18 protein-coding genes are annotated in these 19,315 nt (G+C 45.7%); 16 read left to right on the top strand and 2 right to left on the bottom strand.

What is annotated here, in order from left to right; all coding sequences use genetic code 11:
- Positions 1 to 40: 40 nt before the first annotated feature.
- Positions 41 to 1,504 (top strand): TolC family protein, encoded by a 1,464-nt coding sequence (locus tag GXP22_08255; protein ID NOX09461.1) that lies wholly within the window; start codon positions 41 to 43, stop codon positions 1,502 to 1,504.
- Positions 1,504 to 2,265: an efflux RND transporter periplasmic adaptor subunit gene (locus GXP22_08250; GenBank protein ID NOX09460.1), complete on the top strand. Its 762-nt coding sequence runs from the start codon at positions 1,504 to 1,506 to the stop codon at positions 2,263 to 2,265. Before GXP22_08255 ends, GXP22_08250 begins: the two co-directional genes overlap by 1 nt.
- A gap of 21 nt (positions 2,266 to 2,286) precedes the next feature.
- Here GXP22_08250 and GXP22_08245 read toward each other — a convergent pair whose 3' ends face one another.
- Positions 2,287 to 2,781 (bottom strand): ORF6N domain-containing protein, encoded by a 495-nt coding sequence (locus tag GXP22_08245; protein ID NOX09459.1) that lies wholly within the window; start codon positions 2,779 to 2,781, stop codon positions 2,287 to 2,289.
- Between the two features lie 157 nt (positions 2,782 to 2,938).
- Between GXP22_08245 and GXP22_08240 the strand changes: the two genes are divergently transcribed.
- Positions 2,939 to 7,459 (top strand): DUF3883 domain-containing protein, encoded by a 4,521-nt coding sequence (locus GXP22_08240; protein ID NOX09458.1) that lies wholly within the window; start codon positions 2,939 to 2,941, stop codon positions 7,457 to 7,459.
- 32 nt (positions 7,460 to 7,491) lie between these two features.
- Here GXP22_08240 and nadB read toward each other — a convergent pair whose 3' ends face one another.
- The gene (gene nadB / locus GXP22_08235; GenBank protein NOX09457.1) at positions 7,492 to 9,066 is read right to left on the bottom strand and encodes an L-aspartate oxidase; all 1,575 of its coding nucleotides are present in this window, start codon (positions 9,064 to 9,066) and stop codon (positions 7,492 to 7,494) included.
- Positions 9,067 to 9,188: 122 nt separating this feature from the next.
- Here nadB and rpoE point away from each other — a divergent pair, with 122 nt between their 5' ends.
- The 13 genes from rpoE to recO all read left to right on the top strand — a co-directional run bounded on the left by rpoE (position 9,189) and on the right by recO (position 19,313).
- Positions 9,189 to 9,764, top strand: a complete 576-nt coding sequence (gene rpoE, locus GXP22_08230) for an RNA polymerase sigma factor RpoE (protein NOX09456.1) — start codon at positions 9,189 to 9,191, stop codon at positions 9,762 to 9,764.
- 24 nt (positions 9,765 to 9,788) lie between these two features.
- Positions 9,789 to 10,355 carry a sigma-E factor negative regulatory protein gene (locus GXP22_08225; GenBank protein NOX09455.1) on the top strand — a complete coding sequence of 189 codons (567 nt, stop codon included), beginning with the start codon at positions 9,789 to 9,791 and terminating at the stop codon, positions 10,353 to 10,355.
- 6 nt (positions 10,356 to 10,361) lie between these two features.
- Positions 10,362 to 11,333 (top strand): hypothetical protein, encoded by a 972-nt coding sequence (locus GXP22_08220; protein ID NOX09454.1) that lies wholly within the window; start codon positions 10,362 to 10,364, stop codon positions 11,331 to 11,333.
- A gap of 2 nt (positions 11,334 to 11,335) precedes the next feature.
- Positions 11,336 to 11,851, top strand: a complete 516-nt coding sequence (locus GXP22_08215; GenBank protein NOX09453.1) for a SoxR reducing system RseC family protein — start codon at positions 11,336 to 11,338, stop codon at positions 11,849 to 11,851.
- A gap of 100 nt (positions 11,852 to 11,951) precedes the next feature.
- Positions 11,952 to 13,367 carry a DegQ family serine endoprotease gene (locus GXP22_08210; GenBank protein ID NOX09452.1) on the top strand — a complete coding sequence of 472 codons (1,416 nt, stop codon included), beginning with the start codon at positions 11,952 to 11,954 and terminating at the stop codon, positions 13,365 to 13,367.
- Positions 13,367 to 13,615: a glutaredoxin family protein gene (locus GXP22_08205; protein NOX09451.1), complete on the top strand. Its 249-nt coding sequence runs from the start codon at positions 13,367 to 13,369 to the stop codon at positions 13,613 to 13,615. Before GXP22_08210 ends, GXP22_08205 begins: the two co-directional genes overlap by 1 nt.
- Positions 13,616 to 13,845: 230 nt before the next feature.
- A complete protein-coding gene (gene lepA / locus GXP22_08200) occupies positions 13,846 to 15,648 on the top strand; it encodes an elongation factor 4 (GenBank protein NOX09450.1) in 1,803 nt (600 codons plus the stop codon).
- Between the two features lie 10 nt (positions 15,649 to 15,658).
- Complete coding sequence (gene lepB / locus GXP22_08195; GenBank protein ID NOX09449.1) at positions 15,659 to 16,444, top strand: signal peptidase I; 786 nt, start codon at positions 15,659 to 15,661, stop codon at positions 16,442 to 16,444.
- 9 nt (positions 16,445 to 16,453) lie between these two features.
- Positions 16,454 to 16,819: a DUF4845 domain-containing protein gene (locus tag GXP22_08190; protein NOX09448.1), complete on the top strand. Its 366-nt coding sequence runs from the start codon at positions 16,454 to 16,456 to the stop codon at positions 16,817 to 16,819.
- A gap of 2 nt (positions 16,820 to 16,821) precedes the next feature.
- A complete protein-coding gene (gene rnc / locus GXP22_08185; protein ID NOX09447.1) occupies positions 16,822 to 17,493 on the top strand; it encodes a ribonuclease III in 672 nt (223 codons plus the stop codon).
- Positions 17,494 to 17,532: 39 nt separating this feature from the next.
- Positions 17,533 to 18,420: a GTPase Era gene (locus GXP22_08180; GenBank protein ID NOX09446.1), complete on the top strand. Its 888-nt coding sequence runs from the start codon at positions 17,533 to 17,535 to the stop codon at positions 18,418 to 18,420.
- Positions 18,421 to 18,438: 18 nt separating this feature from the next.
- A complete protein-coding gene (locus tag GXP22_08175; GenBank protein ID NOX09445.1) occupies positions 18,439 to 18,576 on the top strand; it encodes a hypothetical protein in 138 nt (45 codons plus the stop codon).
- Positions 18,573 to 19,313, top strand: coding sequence for a DNA repair protein RecO (gene recO / locus GXP22_08170; protein NOX09444.1), 741 nt, complete (start codon positions 18,573 to 18,575; stop codon positions 19,311 to 19,313). Before GXP22_08175 ends, recO begins: the two co-directional genes overlap by 4 nt.
- The last annotated feature ends 2 nt before the right edge of the window (positions 19,314 to 19,315 follow it).

The following is a 19,315-nucleotide window of genomic DNA, read 5'->3' as shown; positions in this document are numbered from 1 at the left end:
TGATATTGATAGAAAAAAATATGCTGGGTAAGTTCGAGACATGAATTGCGCTTCTCTACCCGAGACACGCCGTGAATACATCCCTGTAGGCTCCACGCCCGCGTCCATGCGGGCAAGGGTCTCTGATAGAGAAGCGCAATCCCTGTCTCTTGAGTTAACGGGACAGCAATGGGTTAACAGAGTTATTTTACTAATTCTTTTATCACTGCTTAGCCTTTGTGTATCGGTGCAAGCGGCGGATGATGCCTTGCCTGAACCGTTAACCCTGGCCTATGTATTACAGCAGGTGCGGGGTAGTCATCCGGTGTTGGCACTGGCGCAGAGTGATATAGCCGTTGCCCAGGCACTAGGCACACAGGTGGATTCTGAGCAGGATTGGGATATCTATCTGGAAGGTTATGGTGAATGGCCGCGCTATGCGTCTATCTATTCAACAACGGGTGCTGAGTATGATAATTCAAAGCTATCCCTGATTGCCGAGCGTAGGCTCTATGATTTTGGTTATAGTCAGGCGCAAAGGGAACGTTCTGATCTTCTGGTGAAGGGTGAGGAGCAACAATACCATCTTGTCTATCAGGGGCATCTGATACAATTAATAACGCAATACACCGATATTCTGTTGGCGGATATGAATTTTCGTACCCTGGATGAGGTAATGGCAGTTGCCTATGTGCGTTATGAACGAGCTCAGGAGGCACATCGAATGGGGCAGATCAGTGATATTGTTCTGCTTGAAAAGGAATCCATTTATCAACAGGCGATGTTGCAACGCGTCATTGCCCAAGCACAACAGAAGAATACCCGTGTTGCACTGGCGGAGGCAATGGGACGTCCGAACAGCCTGGCGGCTTCTTTACGCGACCCCGGTTTTGGTTTTTTTGCACAACGACCGCCACAACTGGATGAATTGTATTATGAGGCATCGCAAAGTAATCCTGGATTATTGGCGATTGATTATAAACTGGAGGCGATGCAGGCGCAGTTGCGTGCTATCCGACGGAGTAGTAACCCGCGTCTTGATCTGGAATTGACGGCAAATAAATATGCCGGTCTGGTAGCCTATGACAAGAAATGGACGGCAGGGTTGGTGATGAATGTGCCCTTGATGAAGAGGGGGCAGGATGCCCGCCTGGTTGCGGCACATGCGAGTGTTTCCCGTTTACAGGCAGAGAAAAAAAACGGGATAATGAAGGTTCGAGCAGCATTATTGAGTCTGTGGCAGCAATTAAATACCCTGTCGGCACAAAGTCGTGCATTGATAATTGAGCAGGATTTTCGTGATCTTGATCTGGATAAGAATCGCTCGTTGTATGAGATGGAGGTGCAGGCAGACCTTGGTGACTCCATGATTCGTCTGGCTGAAGTGAGGATGAAGCTGGCGCTGAATCGCTATCAACAGGCCCTGACCTGGGCGCGGTTGGCCTGGTATACCGGAGACAAGAAGTATATGCCTGTAATTGAGGGTTTTTCTTTCCAGAATAGAATGACAAAGGGTGGTGGTTAATGCGACGTAATATTGTTTTCCTGATCGGACTTGTTTTATTATGGCAGGGATCGGTACAGGCGGTTGAATATACGGGCTACACTCGATTGACCCCGGTTATTGATTTAACGACCCCGGTCTCAGGTGTTATCCAACAGGTTAATGTGCGTAAGGGGCAGTTGGTAAAACAGGGGCAGGCATTGCTAACGCTGGATCTTGCTACATTTAACGCCAGGGTGGTGGCCTGTGAAGCGGGCATTGTGGCACAGACTGAATTGCGTAAGGAAGTTCAGCGGGAATATGTGCGTGCTCAGGAGATGTATGAGCAGACCTTGTTATCTGAACGTAAACTCCAGCTAGCCCTTATCGACAAGTTAGCAGCAGAGGCACGTTATCAGCGCGTTAATAGTGATTGTGTGCAGGCCAGACAGACATTGAAATATGCTGTTATCAGGGCGCCGATGAAGGGTCTGATTACAGAAGTGCAGGCAAGGGCAGGCGAGGTTGTGAGTCACCTTGAACAGCCTCGGACACTGATACAGTTAGTGAATGCAGAACGGATGTGGATCGAGATACCCGTGCGCGGAGACGTGCTGGATGGTCTGCGTCTTGATCAAACACTTGATGTTATGCTGAAAAAACAGTCATTGAAGGCGAGGGTGATACAGTTTGAAGTGGTGCCTGATGTATTAAAAGACCCTTATTACAGGGTGACTATGGAGATTAAGGCGGGTGATGTACCTGTACGCGCCGGTTACAAGGTCAGCGTTTCTATTCCATAGGAAGGTTGTTTCAAAATAGATTTATTTTTTGTCCCAAATAAATCCAATAGATTTCTTCTCTTTTTTGGGTTCACTTACCAACTGACGTACTGCATTAAAAATAAATTCAAAATCAGCATCATATTTTTTCTCTAATTCATTTAATCTTTTTTCGATTCCTTCAATAGAGGAAATATGTCTGTAACGAATAAATATGCGAATAATATCTATATTTACTTTAATGGCTAACTCGCTATTCAAAATTCCTGACAACATAGCAACACCATGTTCTGTAAAAGCATAAGGAAAGGAACGGCGACCACCCCATGAACTTGAGGTGCCAAATTGGTACTTCAAGTTGTTAAGCTCTTGTTTCGTAAGAATAAACATGAAGTCTTCAGGAAATCTTTCTATATTTCTTTTTACCGCTCTATTCAATGCTTTTGTTTCCACACCATAAAGTGAAGCCAATACAAAATCGAGCATAACTCGTTGGTTGCGTATCAATAGAATGCTGGATGATATTTTATCTTTCATTTTAACCTCCTTGTTGAATGAAACCGCTATGCGGCAACAATAATCTCTCATCCCGATTAGGCTCCTTGCCCATGTGGGTATTACTAGGAGTCTAACATGTTATTTTGTTACAATGAAATAACAGCCTTGTCCAATATGAAAGGAAAAGAACTTACTGATGGATAAAGTGATGGAAACAGCACAGCATGTCATTGCAAATATCCGTCATCAATACGGTATCAAGGATAATGGCACCCAGGCCGAGGATTTTGCCTTTATCTCTCGTGGCTACAAAAATGCCATTGAGCAATTATCCACCGGCCTTTATGAAAAAGAGGTCCATTTCATTCTGGAGCTCATTCAAAACGCAGAGGATAACGAGTACCAGAATAAACCACCCGATTTACGCTTTGTCGTGCTGGATGAAGATCCAACCCATACTCCTGACAGCGATGGTTGCCTGTGTGTGTTCAACAATGAGGCTGGGTTTGAGAAAAAACATGTAGAAAGCATCTGCCAGATTGGCGAATCGACCAAAGAAAAAATACAGGGATATATTGGTGAGAAGGGCATCGGTTTTAAGTCCGTTTTCATTGTGTCCGCCGCGCCCCATATTTATTCAAACGGTTTTTGTTTCCAGTTCAAGGAAAAAGATTCGGATATTGAGCTTTCCTATATTGTACCCTATTGGCTTGACAGCAGACCCAGCATCGTTAGAGAAGATAAGGCCAATACGGCCATACTGCTTCCCTTAAAGCCAGGTAAGAAGACGGATATTGTTACTGAACTTAAGCGGATTAAACCCGAAACCATTCTGTTTCTATCGAAGCTGGAGGGGTTGTCAGTTGATATAAGGAGTGAGGCAACGGCGATCGATCTTGTCCGGGACAAGACCCATGCACCCATCATTGACTTGCTGATACAGCAAAAAGACAAAGAAGCGGTAATTAACCGGTATTGGTTGCATACAGATACGGTTGTTGTGCCGGATGATATAAAAGAAGAAAAACGTAGGGATGTTATAGATCGAGAAATCACGGTTGCATTCCCTTTGGATAAGAACAGTCACACGGGAACTATTTATGCGTTTTTGCCAACCGAAGTGGACAGTGGCTTTCCGTTCCTGATCAACGCCGATTTTATTCTTACGGCGAACCGGGAATCCATTCAGTCTGGTCGTGCATGGAACATCTGGCTACGTGATGCGCTATCTGATCTTGTTGTTCAGGGATTAGAGGCGGTATCGAAGAGTCAGGAACATCGCAAATCCTTATACGGCTTTATTCCCCTCACAGACGAAGTTAAGTCTCTGAAAGAGTACTTCACGCCAGTTTGCAAGGAAGTAACAACTCGTCTTTCCACCATGGATATCGTTCTTGCAGATAACGGCAATTTGATTTCACCTTCTAAGTCACGACTGGCATCAAAGGAAGCTAGAAAGCTCTTTGGCGGTGATTCCAGATCGGTTGCCTTCAATGATTTCAATTTTGTTGATGTGGGGCTGGAGAAACATGCCAGGCGCTTAAAGTCGATTGGGGTCAAAAGCTTTAATACCAATGACCTTAAACAGTGCCTTTTAGATGAACAGTGGCTATCTACCAGAAATTGTGACTGGTTCTACGACCTCTATAATTTTCTGCGCGAATCAGTAAAGGGATTTGGAAAGGATTTAAAGAAACTATCAATTGCCCCGATTCAGGACGGCAAGCGAGTTTCAATCAGTCAGCATCAGGTCTATTTCCCGACAGGTCATGGGCTGGTCAAGAAGCTGGGTAAAAGGTTGTCCACTGCAAATTTTCCCGAAATTGCATTTATTGATGAGCAACTGTCCCATCGTCTGGTAGAAAACAAGGAGTTATTGGCGTGGGTCAGGGAAAATCTTGAGATAACTGATTTTTCATTCTCTGCGTATGTTGGGAATACGCTTGTGCCTTGGTTGTATGAGCATGTCGATCAGATGAATGAAAAGGATTTGCTGGCTTCAGTGCAGATCATTATTGAATATTGGCGAGAGATAATGGAAGAAGCCAGGAAGGTCATCGGTGAGAAGATGCCGGTATTGCTCGATAATGGATCGGTCGTTCGCCCAGATAAGCTGAAAGGCATGGAACTCCTTGTGCCCCGAACCCTCGACAAGGACAAGGGATGGCAATTAATTCTTAAAACAGAAGAAGACTACGGACATGAAGATGTCCTGTCAGACAAGTATCTCAAAATGATCGAGGAAAACCGGGAGCCGCTTGATGAATTCTTGTCTGTGATTAATGCGCAACGTTACCCCGACTTTAGGCAATACTCTGGTAGCAGGTATTCCTATAACGATAGTCCCTATAGTGAGTATGTGTCTGTGATATTTGATGCATTTAATGAGGACTATTCTGAAATTCCAAAATTAACAAGCTGGATGACTCCGTCATTCTTTCTTGATGTGGGGCAGCGAAAGAACAAGAAGAACCGTATTGCGTTTTTGTATTGGCTGGAGGGGATGCTGGAAAATCGATCAGAGCCCTTGAGGCATGGGAAAATTGACTGGTTCTACTACTCTGGAAAATCCCGCAAGGTAGATTCCGGCTTGTATTTCTATCTTACAAATATTCCATGGATTAGAACTAGCAAAGGCTTGAAAAGACCAGGCGAGGTTTTTGTAAGAACCAGACAAATCAATGAAATGTTCGGGAGCAGGCTCGCCTATCTCAAGGACGATATATCGCCTGAACTTTGTGAGCTTCTTGGGATAAAAACAGAAGTTACAACTGAAACTGTACTGGACTATTTGCGTGAGCTATCGAAGCAGCAAGAAGTCGATATCAAATTGATTAAGCAATTGTACAAGTACCTTGATGATTATGGAGATGAGTACGCTGAATATTTCCACAAGGAGGCATTGATATATATCCCTGGATCAGGGAAACGCTGGTATATCTCGAGCGAGGTTATCTGGGATGATGCGTCCCAGGTGCTGGGCGAACTGTATGGCTGGCTCTCCTCTGTTTACGAAGCAAGTGGCCTGAGACGGTTCTTTTTGGACAAAATCAGCATCAGTGAAACAGTACAGAATGAGGATTTGGCCAGAGCATGGTTACAGTTGCCAGAGCGAAATAATTTGAGGTCTGAAGAAATTGAGGCGTCATTAAGCAAGATTTACCCTCGTTTACTTGCAGAAGCTAAATCCTTGGATGACTATCCTGCATGGTGGAAAGTGTTTATAGATGAGGTCATGCTGTGGACGCAGGATGATGAGTTTGTCGGCAAAGACAAAGTTTATGTACCTGATGATTATTATCTCCGTAATCTGTTTAGTGAAAACCTTGCATTTGTCTGGAAACCAGAGAGCCTGACTCACAACAATCTGAGAGCCTTATACGACGAGCTTGGTGTTGCTCTGTTGTCTGAGGGTGTCGAAGCATCTTTAGAAAATCCTGGTAAAACTAAAGAACTTGAATCACCGGTTCTCTTAACGGAACATTCCAAACGGCTTCTTTGTTACATGATCTACAATGATTCCCAGGAAAAATATCAAGAACTCATAAATTCAGGTGTGCTGAAAGAATTACTAAAATCTGTAGAAGCTGAAACAGATATGCTTGCCATTCGATATGATGTTACTGATTCATTGATTCATAAAACGGTTAGTGATCATCATGCATTCTGGGAACCTTCCCGGCGTTTGCTTTATCTTCGTAGTGGTGCAGAACAAGAAGATCTGCTGGATGATACTGTTGAGGTTATAGCAAGGGCACTCTGGGGTGCGGCCTATAAAAAGTATGAAGATCATCTGAGAACCACTCTCGCAATTACAACAGAAGGCCGATTCAAAAAGTTAAGGGACAAGAAGGGATGGCATTTACCAACGGATGTTGGCAAGGAAGTCAGCAGGTTAATTAGTGGATCTGGCCAGCAAGAGATAAATGAGGATAGTGAGTCTCCGGGCGAGGCAGATCAGAGGCCGGATACCGCAATAGGTGAAGAAGGGAAATCAGCGGGTGGAAATAATGGCGGTGGCGGTTCGGCATCTGCAACAGGTCACTCTGGCCAGACGAATCGCGATGCTGGAGGGCAGAAGGAGGCCGGACATCGGCAAGGGCAGTCGGGGAGTCGAGCTAGTTCAGGAGGGGTGTCTAGTGCGCCTCGGCGAACTGAAGCGAATGCAACAGGTAACAATTCAGGTACACAAGAATCATGGAATAGATCTCGATCAAGAAATACCACAGATAGAATTAACCGGCAGAATCAGAGTCGAATTCCTGTTTATGTTTATTCTCGGCAGGGTGAGGATGAAGCATCTGATTCGTACTCCAAGGAAAGGCAGGCCGAGCGTGATGCTATTGGTGATGCAGCAGAAAAATATGTATGTATCCAGGAAGAGAAGAACGGTCGTAAGGCAATGCGAATGCCTCCAAAACATGAAGGTTATGACATTGAATCTACTGATCCAAAAACAGGCGATATCCGGTTTATTGAAGTTAAAGGCATTGATGGGTTGTGGGGTGATCGTGGTGTTGGGGTTAGTTCTCCACAATACAAAATGGCACGTGAAAAAAAAGGATCGTATTGGTTATATGTCGTTGAATGTGCACGAACCGAGAGACCTCAAGTACATCGTATTAACAATCCGGCGGGGGCTATAACGGAATATCGCTTTGACAGTAACTGGATAGCATTGGGAGTGATGGCACCAACTTCAAGTCTGTCCTCTTAAACACGCATCCCGTAGGGTGCGTATTACGCACCCTACTTCAAACATGTGTCTCTGGCGGGTTGGCTATCATCCACATCAGGATAATCCAGGTTGTAGTGTAACCCCCGACTCTCTTTTCGCGCCTGGGCGGAACGGATAATCAGTTCGGCAACCTGCACCAGGTTACGCAGTTCAATCAGGTCGTTGGTGACTCTGAAGTTGCTATAATATTCGGCAATCTCATGTTGCAGTAATTGTACCCGACGCAGGGCGCGTTCCAGGCGCTTGTTGCTGCGCACAATACCGACATAATCCCACATAAAATGGCGTAACTCTTCCCAGTTATGGCTGACGACAACTTCTTCATCGGAGTCAGTGACGCGCGATTCATCCCATTCCGGCAGGGGCGGTGGGAATTCGACCTGTTTGAGTTTTGAACGGATATCTTCGGCTGCCGAGTGGGCAAAGACCAGACATTCCAGCAGGGAGTTGCTTGCCATGCGGTTGGCACCATGCAGACCGGTATGCGCTGTTTCACCAATAGCATAGAGTCCGTTTAGGTCGGTATGACTGTGCTGATCAACCTTGACCCCGCCGCAGGTATAGTGTGCGGCGGGTACAATAGGAATGGGTTCCTTACTCATGTCATAGCCAAATTCAATACACTTGGCATAGATGTTGGGGAAATGTTCGATAATAAAATCACGCGGGCGATGACTGATATCGAGGAATAAGGATTCGGCACCCAGGCGTTTCATTTCATGGTCAATGGCGCGCGCGACAATATCCCTGGGGGCGAGTTCGGCGCGTGGATCAAACTGTTCCATGAAGGTGCTACCGTCGGGTAACAATAGTCGACCGCCTTCACCGCGCACGGCTTCACTGATTAAAAAAGACTTGGCCCTGGGATGGTACATACAGGTAGGATGGAACTGGATGAATTCGAGGTTACTTATTTGGCAACCTGCGCGCCATGCCATGGCAATCCCGTCACCGGAGGAAGTGTCCGGGTTGCTGGTGTAAAGATAGACCTTGCTCGCACCACCGGTGGCAAGAATAACGAATTTAGCCCTAAATACCTCAATCTGATCCAGGTTTTTATTGAGCACATAGGCCCCCTGACAGCGTTTATCTGAATCATCGCTGGTGATCAAGTCAATGGCAATATGGTGTTCGAACAGATGAATGTTTTCATGTTGTTGTACCTGATCGAGTAGTGAGGTTTCTATTGCTTTTCCGGTGGCATCGGTGGCGTGAATAACTCTGCGGTGACTATGCCCACCTTCACGGGTGAGGTGGTAATGACCGGAGTCACCCTCAACCGTAAAGGGGACGTGTTGGGATTCTAGCCATTTGATGACCTCGGGGCCCTTGCTAACAGTGAAACGAACGATTTCTTCATTGCAAAGTCCGGCACCAGCATTGAGGGTATCCTTGACGTGGGATTCGATCGAGTCATTGATGTCTTGTACGGCAGCAATGCCACCCTGGGCATAGAAGGTGCTACCAACGGATGCCGCGCCCTTGGACAGAATGGCTATGTTGGCATCGTCAGCCAGTTGCAGTGCCAGTCCCAGACCGGCTGCACCACTGCCTATAATAAGAACATCATGTTGAGCTTGTTGCATAGGTGTATCATTGCTAGTAATGTAATCAGGTTCCTTTACATAGTATCGCTTTTTTAACTTCAAAGGCGAACTATTTAACGGGATGACTGTCTTTTAATGCAAGATGTAAAGGAAAGAGGTGGATGGCTGTTAGCGGTTCTGATCAAATGCTGGTGGAACAGGTACAACAAGGTAATAAGCAGGCATTTGATATGCTGGTATTAAAATATCAGAATCGAATTGTGCAGCTTGTGATGCGTTATGTTCATAACCACAGTGATGCTCTGGATGTTACACAGGATGCCTTTATCAAGGCATATAAGGCCTTGCCGGGTTTTAGAGGCGATAGTGCGTTTTATACCTGGCTTTATCGAATTGCCATTAATACGGCAAAGAATCATCTGCTTGCGCGGAAAAGACGACCACCTGCTGGAGATATTGATGTGAATGATGCTGAGTTTTATGAAGGTGCCAGTGCACTTTATGATATTTCAACACCTGAAAATATCATGCTTGAAGATGAAGTTGCGGAGGTTATCGGTAAGGCGATTGAAGGCCTTTCCGAGGAATTGCGTACCGCCATTAGTCTGCGTGAGTTTGAAGGGCTGAGTTATGAAGAAATTGCCGAGACGATGGACTGTCCAGTGGGGACGGTGAGATCCCGGATTTTTCGAGCGCGTAATGAGATTGATAATAAATTACAGGCCCTGGCAGGGTGAGTGTAGTTATCTGGAGATGGTGTGATGTCTGATACGATCAAACAACAAATATCCTCAATGGTGGATGATGAACTTTCATCACAGGAACAGGAACTGCTAATGTCGCGTATGCAGAGAGATCCTGCCTTGCGTCAACAGTGGGCGCGTTATCACATGATTGGTGACGTGATGAGAAAACAACGGGTAATGCATGAGGATGATTCCATTGCGTCACAGGTCGCACAGGCGATATCAAGTGAGCCTTCTTATCAGGATAAGCATAAGTCTGCTTTCCTGCAATCGCTCTTAAAGCCTGTGTTGGGTCTGGCAGTGGCGGCATCAGTCGCAATGGTATCTATTGCGCTGGTACAGAACATGATGACACAGGAAAAGAGCTATAATGCCCCGGCTATGGCGCGTATGGATGCCTTGCCGGTACCATCTCCTGCCTATGTGCAAGTGAGTGACAGACAAAGTATGGATGTGATTCGTTTGCAGCAGAACACCCGGTTAAATCAGTATCTGGTGAATCATAGCGAATATGCCTCATCCAATCGTGTGCGAGGTATGTTGCCTTATGTTCGTGTGGTTTCCTCTGATGGCAAGCCTTAACTTTATATGTTGATTCGTTTAATTATTATTTCGTTGGCATTGGTCACGCAGATTTCATGGGCCGCTGATACGCCACAACAGTGGTTGGACAGGATGTCGGATGCAACGCGCAATATGAATTATATCGGAGAATTTATCTATCATGGTGATGGTGCGATTCAGGCCATGCGTATTATTCATCAGGCTAATGAGAAGGGTGAAAAGGAGCGCTTGATTTCCTTAACGGGCGAGGCGCGGGAGGTAATACGGCGTAACCATTCTGTTATCTGTGTGCTACCTAAAGAAAAGTCGGTGATGATTGATGAAAGTCAACCGCGTTCACCATTGCCCACTGTATTTGGACGTCAACTGGACGATCTAAAACCTTATTATCGCTTGCAAATATTAGCGGATAATCGAATGGCAGGTCAGATGAGTACAGTTCTTAGTATTCAGTCGAAAGATGATTATCGCTATGGTTACAAGTTATGGCTGGATAAGGATACGGGGTTATTATTACGTTCAGATATACTGGATGTGGGTGGCAATATCCTTGAGCAGATTATGTTTACTCGTATTGAGGTGCTGGATCATATCGATGATAGCTATTTTGAGGTTAATGAAGACCAGAATACCTTTGCCTTGCATGATGTAAAGCATCAACCGAAGTTTAGTGAGCTTATGCCAGATTCTGTCTGGCATTCAGTTAATTTACCCGCTGGTTTTATCAAGACACATCATTATCGCCATGTCATGCCCATGCGCAAGGACTGGGTTGAACACCTGGTCTTTAGTGATGGTCTTGCCAGTGTCTCTGTCTATATCGATCATCCGCAGGAGGGTCAGGATGAAGATGAGGTATTTACCGGCGGTATGAGTATGGGTGTGGTGAATATTTATGCTCTGTTAATATCCGGTTATCCGGTTACAGCGGTTGGTGAGGTTCCGTTACGGACGGTGGAAGAAATTGTTCGTTCTCTGGTCAGAAAGGGTGATTGATTGTGTTGGAACAAGAGGCACTGGTTATTTCAGCAACGGTAGATGTCGTTACCGTTGAGGTTCAAAGTCAATCTGCTTGTTCTTCATGTGAGGCAAAAAGTGGCTGTGGGACAGGTTCATTATCCCGTGTATTAGGACGTAAGCCGATACGGCTTGATGTCGATAATCATTTGCGGGTTATGGTGGGTGATAAGGTAATTATTGGGCTGGAAGAACAGACCTTATTATTAGGTTCATTGCTGATTTATTTATTACCACTGGTGTTGCTGTTTATTGTTGCATTAGCAGGACAGTATCTTGCGCAAGGTCTGGGTATTCAAGGTGAATGGTTGGTGGTGACGGGTGGGATTGCCGGGCTTGTTGCGGGTTTATCACTGGTTCGAAATTTTTCTGCGCGATCAGATGGTAACAGGATCAGTAAACCGGTGTTGTTGCGCAGGCAGAAAACTGTCATTCCCGCGCAGGCGGGAATCTATCTTAAATATAAAAACGATGGATCCCCGCCTGCGCGAGGATGACAAAATGGTGTGGCTAGGATGACAAGATAGTGCTGCGAGGATGGCAGTGGTAGGAATAACTAATTAATGGGATAGTAATGAGAGGTTTTTTTAAATGAATATGAGTTCACCCAAGGTATTTTTATCCTCTTTTTTTTTAGTCTGTCTGGTCTCTTTTTCGTCGCAGGCAGCGACACTCCCTGATTTTACCGATCTGGTAAAAAACAACCGCAATGCGGTAGTTAATATCAGTACGGTGCAAAATATAAAACCGAGTATGAATGGGCTGCCCCCTGGTCTAGGTCTCCCTGAGTTTCCTGAAGGCAGTCCATTTGGTGAACTATTTAAACGATTTCTTGAACCAGGCGGTGCAGCACCGAGACAACGTAAGGCGCGTTCACTGGGCTCTGGTTTTATCATCTCAGCCGATGGTTATATCCTGACCAATAATCATGTCATCAAGGATGCCAGTGAGGTGTTGGTACGTCTGTATGACCGTAGTGAACTGGAAGCAACGGTTATTGGTACGGATGCGCGTAGTGATCTGGCCTTATTAAAGATTGATGCCGATAATCTGCCGGTTGCAAGTATTGGTCATTCATCTGAGCTTGAAGTGGGTGAATGGGTGTTGGCGATTGGTTCCCCATTTGGTTTTGAGGCATCGGCAACGGCGGGTATTGTAAGTGCCAAACGTCGTGCCTTGCCGAATGAAAATTATATCCCCTTTATTCAAACTGATGTCGCGATTAATCCGGGTAATTCGGGTGGCCCGCTGTTTAATATGGCGGGTGAGGTTGTGGGTATTAATTCACAGATTTATAGTCGTACCGGGGGCTACATGGGGTTGTCTTTTTCGATCCCGATTGATGTGGCGATGGATGTGGCGAAGCAGTTGAAAAAAAGCGGGCATGTTAGTCGTGGTTGGCTGGGTGTGGCGATTCAGGATGTGACTAGAGATCTGGCTGAATCATTTGGTATGAAAAAACCGCAAGGAGCTTTGATAGCGGGTGTGGTTGATGGCGGTCCTGCAGCTGAGGCAGGGTTGCAAGTGGGTGATGTTATTCTACAATTTGCAGGTAATAACATTGATACCTCATCGGATTTGCCGCCAGTGGTGGGTTCGACCCAGGCGGGCAAGACGGTGCTGGTTAAATTATTGCGTGATGCCAAACAGCGTAGGTTAAAGGTCAAAATTGGTGATCTTCCTGCACAGATAGAAGGTGATGAATCATCGCTGCAACCCGATGCTGCCGATGGCTATCGCCTTGGTTTGAGTCTGGGAGATTTGACGCGTGAACAGAAAAAACAGCTCGGTAAGGCGCGTACGGGTGTTTATGTGCAAGGGCTAGAGCCGGGTGATGCAATGGATAGTGGTATTCGCCGGGGTGATGTCATTCTGCGGATGAGTAATCGCAAGATCAGGAATGTTAAGCATTTCAGGATGCTGGAGGCTGAGTTAAAAGCGGGTGATGTGGTGCCTGTTTTGGTTCAACGTGGCGATATGTCGACGTTTATTCCATTGCGCGTAACTGAGTAATGCCAGTTCTGACCCTGTATACCCGTCATGGGTGTCATTTATGTGAAGATATGGAACAGCAACTCATGAGGCTTAAGCAAGAGTTGGATTTGGTCTGGGTCTGTGTTGATATTGATGCCGATGAAAGTTTACGGCAACAATATAATGAATGGGTTCCTGTTCTGATGGGGCAATCAGGGGAGATATGTCATCATTTTCTTGATGAGGTGGCTCTGCGTGATTATTTGCATTTCCCAACGGGTTTCTGATGTATAATCGGCAGGGTTTGAAAGCAGTGTGCCCGGTGAGTTTGAGGCATGAATCGCTCCTGTTTATCAGAGACACGCCGTGAAACCATCCATGGTGGCTCGATGCCCGCGTCCATGCGGGCAACGGTCTCTGTTAAATAGGAGCAATCCCCGCCTCTTGAGGTTAATGAGGCTGGTGGTTTTTTATAATAAAATGCGCCTGTGAGTGACGGGTGTAATTGCAGGTATTAATGGCCGATCTTAAGCATATCCGGAATTTTTCAATTATTGCCCATATTGATCATGGCAAATCAACCATTGCTGACCGTTTTATTCAGACCTGTGGTGGTTTGACTGATCGTGAGATGGATTCTCAGGTGCTGGATTCGATGGATCTTGAACGCGAGCGTGGCATTACCATCAAGGCGCAGAGCGTCTCTCTTGATTACAAAGCGGATGATGGTCAAGTCTATCAGTTGAACTTTATTGATACCCCCGGGCATGTGGATTTCTCCTACGAAGTCTCAAGATCACTGGCAGCCTGTGAGGGTGCCTTGTTGGTGGTTGATGCCGCTCAGGGTGTAGAAGCACAGAGTGTGGCTAACTGTTATACCGCGATTGAGCAGGGTCTGGAGGTGTTGGCGGTTCTTAACAAGATTGATCTGCCATCGGCTGAACCGGAACGGGTTATTACCGAGATTGAAGAAATTATTGGTATTGAAGCCGAGCATGCCATCCGGGTCAGCGCCAAGACCGGGGTTGGCATACATGATCTGCTGGAAGATCTGGTGCACAAGATTCCTGCACCTGCAGGGGATAGAGATGCGCCATTGGAGGCGCTGATTATCGATTCCTGGTTTGACAGCTATGTGGGTGTTATCTCGTTGGTTCGAGTGATGCAAGGCACGCTGAAGCCACGTCAGAAGATACAAGTGATGTCGACCGGGCGTAACTTTCTGGTTGATAAGGTCGGTATTTTTACCCCTAAACGTGAGAACCAGGACACGCTTGCTGCGGGTGAAGTGGGTTATATTATTGCCGGGGTCAAGGATATTGATGGGGCACCAGTGGGTGATACCCTGACTCACGTAGATCGACCTGCCAGTAAAGCCTTACCTGGTTTCAAGAAGGTGCAACCGAGGGTGTTTGCCGGTTTGTTTCCGATTTCTTCGGATGATTATGAAGACCTGCGTGAGGCGCTGCGAAAATTGCGTCTGAACGATGCGGCCTTGCACTTTGAACCGGAGACCTCGCAGGCATTGGGCTTTGGTTTCCGTTGTGGTTTCCTGGGTATGTTGCATTTGGAGATTATTCAGGAACGTCTGGAACGTGAATATGACCTTGATCTGATCTCGACAGCACCAACAGTTATCTATGAAATTCTGGATAATAAAGATAATGCGGTTCAGATTGATAACCCGGCAGATCTACCCGAGGGTAATCAGGTTGAAGAAATTCGCGAACCCATTATTGTTGCGAATATACTGGTACCACAGGATTATCTGGGTGCAGTGATTACCCTCTGTATTGAAAAACGGGGTGTGCAAAAAAATATGCAATATATGGGTAATCAGGTTTCGGTGACCTATGAATTACCCATGAGTGAGGTGGTACTGGACTTCTTTGATCGTTTGAAGTCAGTGAGTCGCGGTTATGCCTCTTTTGATTATCATTTTGATCGTTTTCAGGCGGCACCATTGGTGAAACTGGATGTGTTGATCAATGGTGAACGAGTGGATGCCTTGTCTATGATTGTTCATAGTGATCAGGCACAATACCGTGGTCGTGATCTGGCTTCAAAGATGAAGGATTTAATTCCCAGACAAATGTTTGATGTTGCCATTCAGTCTGCGATTGGTACCCAGGTTATTGCCCGTACCACGGTTAAGGCGCTGCGTAAAAATGTAACCGCTAAGTGTTATGGTGGTGATGTATCACGCAAACGCAAGCTGTTGGAAAAACAGAAAGCGGGTAAGAAACGTATGAAACGCTTTGGCAAGGTCGAAATCCCTCAGGAGGCATTTTTGGCCGTACTCAAAGTTGGTAAAAATTAAGGAATCTTTTATGAGTTTAACCTTCCCTGCAATATTGGTATTAGCCACATTTTTAACTGGATTGATATGGCTGATTGATGTGCTTTTTTTTGCTAAAAAAAGAAATTTGAATGCGGTTGATGGTGATGCAACTGAACCGGTTGTTGTTGAGTATGCGAAATCTTTTTTCCCGGTTATTCTGATTGTATTGATATTACGATCCTTTATTGCTGAACCCTTTCGCATCCCGTCAGGGTCAATGATGCCGACTCTTCTGGTGGGTGATTTTATCCTGGTGAATAAATATGCCTATGGTGTGCGCCTGCCTGTTCTTCATACCAAGTTGCTTGAGGTTGATTCACCCAAACGAGGTGATGTGGTTGTGTTTCGTTATCCTAAGGACCCTTCTACAGATTACATCAAACGTGTCATTGGTGAACCGGGTGATCGGATAGGCTATTACGACAAGATAGTCTATGTGAATGGAAAACCCATGCCTCAGATGCCGATAGGACAATATATTGGTCAGGGTTCCAATGCCTCTATGTCCGGTGCTGAAATCAGGGTCGAAAATCTGACAGGCAATAATCATAGTATTCTGATCCGTAGACGAACACCTGGTGTTGAAGGTGAATTTGTGGTGCCTGAAGGTCAGTATTTTATGATGGGGGATAATCGAGATAATAGTAATGATAGCCGCTATTGGGGCACGGTTCCTGAGGGGAATCTGGTGGGTAAGGCCTTTTTAATATGGATGAATTGGGATTCAGCCGGTGATGGTGTTGGTTGGGATCGAATTGGCGAAAAAATAGAGTAGGGGATGGTAATGATGCATAGACAAAAAGGCGTTTCTACAGCGGGTTGGTTGTTATTGTTAGGTGTGCTGTCGACTTTTGTTCTCATGGGTATGCGACTGGTGCCTGCTTATATGGAGTTCATGTCAGTAGAACGAGCCTTTAATGCCATATCGGATCCTGGGAGCAAGATAAAGACCCCGTTGGCTGTACGCAAAGCATTAACTAAACGCTTTAATGTGGATAATGTTGATACCATTAATTCTGCTGATGTGAAGATTGATGCACGCGGTGAGAAGATGCGGATCTGGATTGATTATGAGGTCAGGGTCAAGATGATCAGCAATATTGATGCGGTTGTCAGTTTTAGTAAAGAAGTATTTATTAAACATCGATAATTATGTCCCTTGCTAAACTATGTAAATTATTAGCCTATCATTTCTCAGATGATGCGATTCTGCAACAGGCATTGACACATCGTAGTGCCAGTGCCAGTAATAATGAACGTCTTGAGTTTCTGGGTGATTCGATACTGGGTATGGTCATTGCGGATGCCTTGTACCAGAAGTTTCCTCAGGCTACTGAAGGTGAGATGAGTCGTTTGCGTGCGAGTCTGGTTAAAAAAGAAACCTTGAGTGAGATCGGTCTGGAACTGGATCTTGGACAGTATCTTGAATTGGGTTCCGGTGAGTTAAAAAGTGGTGGTTTTCGTCGCGCTTCTATCCTGGCAGATGCTGTTGAGGCCATTCTTGGTGCGATCTACCTGGATTCTGGTTTTTCCAGCGTACGCGATATTATCCTGTCCTTGTATAAAGGTCGTCTGGATAAGATGCAAAGCGCGGATGTGGGTAAGGATCCAAAGACTCAATTACAGGAATATCTTCAGGCAAGGGGACAACCTCTGCCGGAGTATAAGGTGATGAGTACCAAAGGACCGGCACATGCACAAATATTCACGGTGCATTGTGTTGTCGGTTCTATTGTTGGTGAGGTCTCCGGGCAGGGTGGGAGTCGACGTAAGGCCGAACAGGATGCAGCAGGCAAGATGTTTGCTGTACTGATGCAGGAATAAATAAACGTGTTAAAAGAGCAAGAAGATTATCGTTGTGGAATGATTGCATTAATTGGCAGACCGAATGTGGGTAAGTCAACATTGATGAACCGGATTCTGGGCCAAAAGCTGAGTATTACCTCTAGACGGCCACAGACGACTCGCCATCGTATCCTGGGTATCAAAACAGATGATGGTGCACAAATGATCTATGTGGATACGCCGGGTCTGCATCGACATGCTAAAAAGGCGATTAATCGTTTTCTCAATAAGGCGGCATCTGATGCCCTTTATGATGTCGATGTGGTGGTCATGCTGGTGGATGCAGGACGTTGGACCGATGAGGATCAACTGGTATTGGATAAGTTCGAGCATCTCAAGGTACCGGTTATTGTTGCGATCAATAAGATTGATCGTATGAAAGACAAGTCGGATCTCTTACCTTATCTGAAAAAACTTACTACGCGTTATGAATTTGCCCATATATTGCCTATCTCGGCTATTACCGGAGAGCATGTCGATGCACTGGAAGGCTTGCTAAGGGATATGATTCCGGTGGCACCACCACTCTTTGATGAGGATCAGATTACGGATCGCAGTGTACGTTTTCTGGCATCCGAATTTATTCGCGAAAAGTTATTCAGACGCTTGGGGCAGGAATTGCCCTACGGTCTGACGGTTGAAATTGAGAAGTTCGAGGAGCAGGAGAAAATCACTCGTATTCATGGTTTGATCTGGGTGGAACGTGATTCTCAAAAGGCGATTGTTATTGGTAAGTCGGGTTCAGTATTGAAGCAGGTTGGGCGTGACGCACGTAAGGATCTGGAACGACAACTGGAGAAAAAGGTCTTTCTGCAACTCTGGGTTAAGGTGAAAGAGGGTTGGGCGGATGATGAGCGGGCATTGCGTAGTTTGGGGTATGATTGGGATGCCTATGTTGATAAGTAAGTTATTTGAGTTCGAGACATGAATTGTTCCTCTCTAACAGAGACACACCGTGAAACCATCCATGGTGGCTCGACAGCCGCATCCCTGCGGTTGACGGTCTCTGTTAGAGAGGAACAATCCCTGTCTCTTGAGTTAACATTAACAGTTTGGCTGTGAGTAAACGTAATAAAATTGTCCTGCAACCGGCGTATATTCTGCATCACAGACCGTATCGTGATACCAGTTTGTTGCTGGAGGTGTTTAGTCATGAGTATGGGCGTGTGGGGTTGGTGGCAAGAGGCGCACGTTCATCCCGTTCGCGTAACAAGGCACTATTTCAACCGTTTCAACCACTGTTGATTTCATGGCTGGAGCGAGGGGATCTGGGTACACTAACGGATATTGAAGCGGCATCGACCGGTTTTATAATTAGTGGTAAACGTGTGCTCAGTGGTTTTTATATTAATGAACTTATTCTGAAGTTGTTGCATCGACATGATCCACATAGTGAATTGTTTGAACATTATGCAGCGACAATAGAGGATCTTTTTTCTGATGGCGATGAGCAATTAACGCTGAGGCTATTTGAAAAAAAACTGTTACAACAATTGGGTTATGCCTTGTTGCTTGATGTGGAAGAAAATACCGGCTTACAGGTTAAAGAAGAATCAGAATATGAATATATCCCCGAGACAGGTCCGAGGGTCTATCAAGCCGGTGTGCTATCCGGGGTAAAGGTATCCGGTGAGTGTTTGTTATCATTGCATAATGAGGTGTTTGAAACACCACGCAGTCAGCTTGAGGCGAAACGCTTGATGCGATTTGTGTTAGCGCATCATGTGGGTGTGTCGGCAATGAAGACTCGTGCAGTATGCAGGGATATGAATAATCATCTGAATGTAGATAGTGTGTGATT

Source organism: Gammaproteobacteria bacterium (genome assembly GCA_013151035.1).
In the GTDB taxonomy this organism is placed as follows: domain Bacteria; phylum Pseudomonadota; class Gammaproteobacteria; order JAADJB01; family JAADJB01; genus JAADJB01.
This window is presented reverse-complemented; position numbering and strand designations above follow the sequence as displayed.

Coding starts and splice junctions, on each gene's coding strand:
- GXP22_08255 (NOX09461.1), top strand. CDS start 41: ATGAATTGCGCTTCTCTACCCGAGACACGCCGTGAATACATCCCTGTA.
- GXP22_08250 (NOX09460.1), top strand. CDS start 1,504: ATGCGACGTAATATTGTTTTCCTGATCGGACTTGTTTTATTATGGCAG.
- GXP22_08245 (NOX09459.1), bottom strand. CDS start 2,781: ATGAAAGATAAAATATCATCCAGCATTCTATTGATACGCAACCAACGA.
- GXP22_08240 (NOX09458.1), top strand. CDS start 2,939: ATGGATAAAGTGATGGAAACAGCACAGCATGTCATTGCAAATATCCGT.
- nadB (NOX09457.1), bottom strand. CDS start 9,066: ATGCAACAAGCTCAACATGATGTTCTTATTATAGGCAGTGGTGCAGCC.
- rpoE (NOX09456.1), top strand. CDS start 9,189: ATGGCTGTTAGCGGTTCTGATCAAATGCTGGTGGAACAGGTACAACAA.
- GXP22_08225 (NOX09455.1), top strand. CDS start 9,789: ATGTCTGATACGATCAAACAACAAATATCCTCAATGGTGGATGATGAA.
- GXP22_08220 (NOX09454.1), top strand. CDS start 10,362: ATGTTGATTCGTTTAATTATTATTTCGTTGGCATTGGTCACGCAGATT.
- GXP22_08210 (NOX09452.1), top strand. CDS start 11,952: ATGAGTTCACCCAAGGTATTTTTATCCTCTTTTTTTTTAGTCTGTCTG.
- GXP22_08205 (NOX09451.1), top strand. CDS start 13,367: ATGCCAGTTCTGACCCTGTATACCCGTCATGGGTGTCATTTATGTGAA.
- lepA (NOX09450.1), top strand. CDS start 13,846: ATGGCCGATCTTAAGCATATCCGGAATTTTTCAATTATTGCCCATATT.
- lepB (NOX09449.1), top strand. CDS start 15,659: ATGAGTTTAACCTTCCCTGCAATATTGGTATTAGCCACATTTTTAACT.
- GXP22_08190 (NOX09448.1), top strand. CDS start 16,454: ATGATGCATAGACAAAAAGGCGTTTCTACAGCGGGTTGGTTGTTATTG.
- rnc (NOX09447.1), top strand. CDS start 16,822: ATGTCCCTTGCTAAACTATGTAAATTATTAGCCTATCATTTCTCAGAT.
- GXP22_08180 (NOX09446.1), top strand. CDS start 17,533: ATGATTGCATTAATTGGCAGACCGAATGTGGGTAAGTCAACATTGATG.
- GXP22_08175 (NOX09445.1), top strand. CDS start 18,439: ATGAATTGTTCCTCTCTAACAGAGACACACCGTGAAACCATCCATGGT.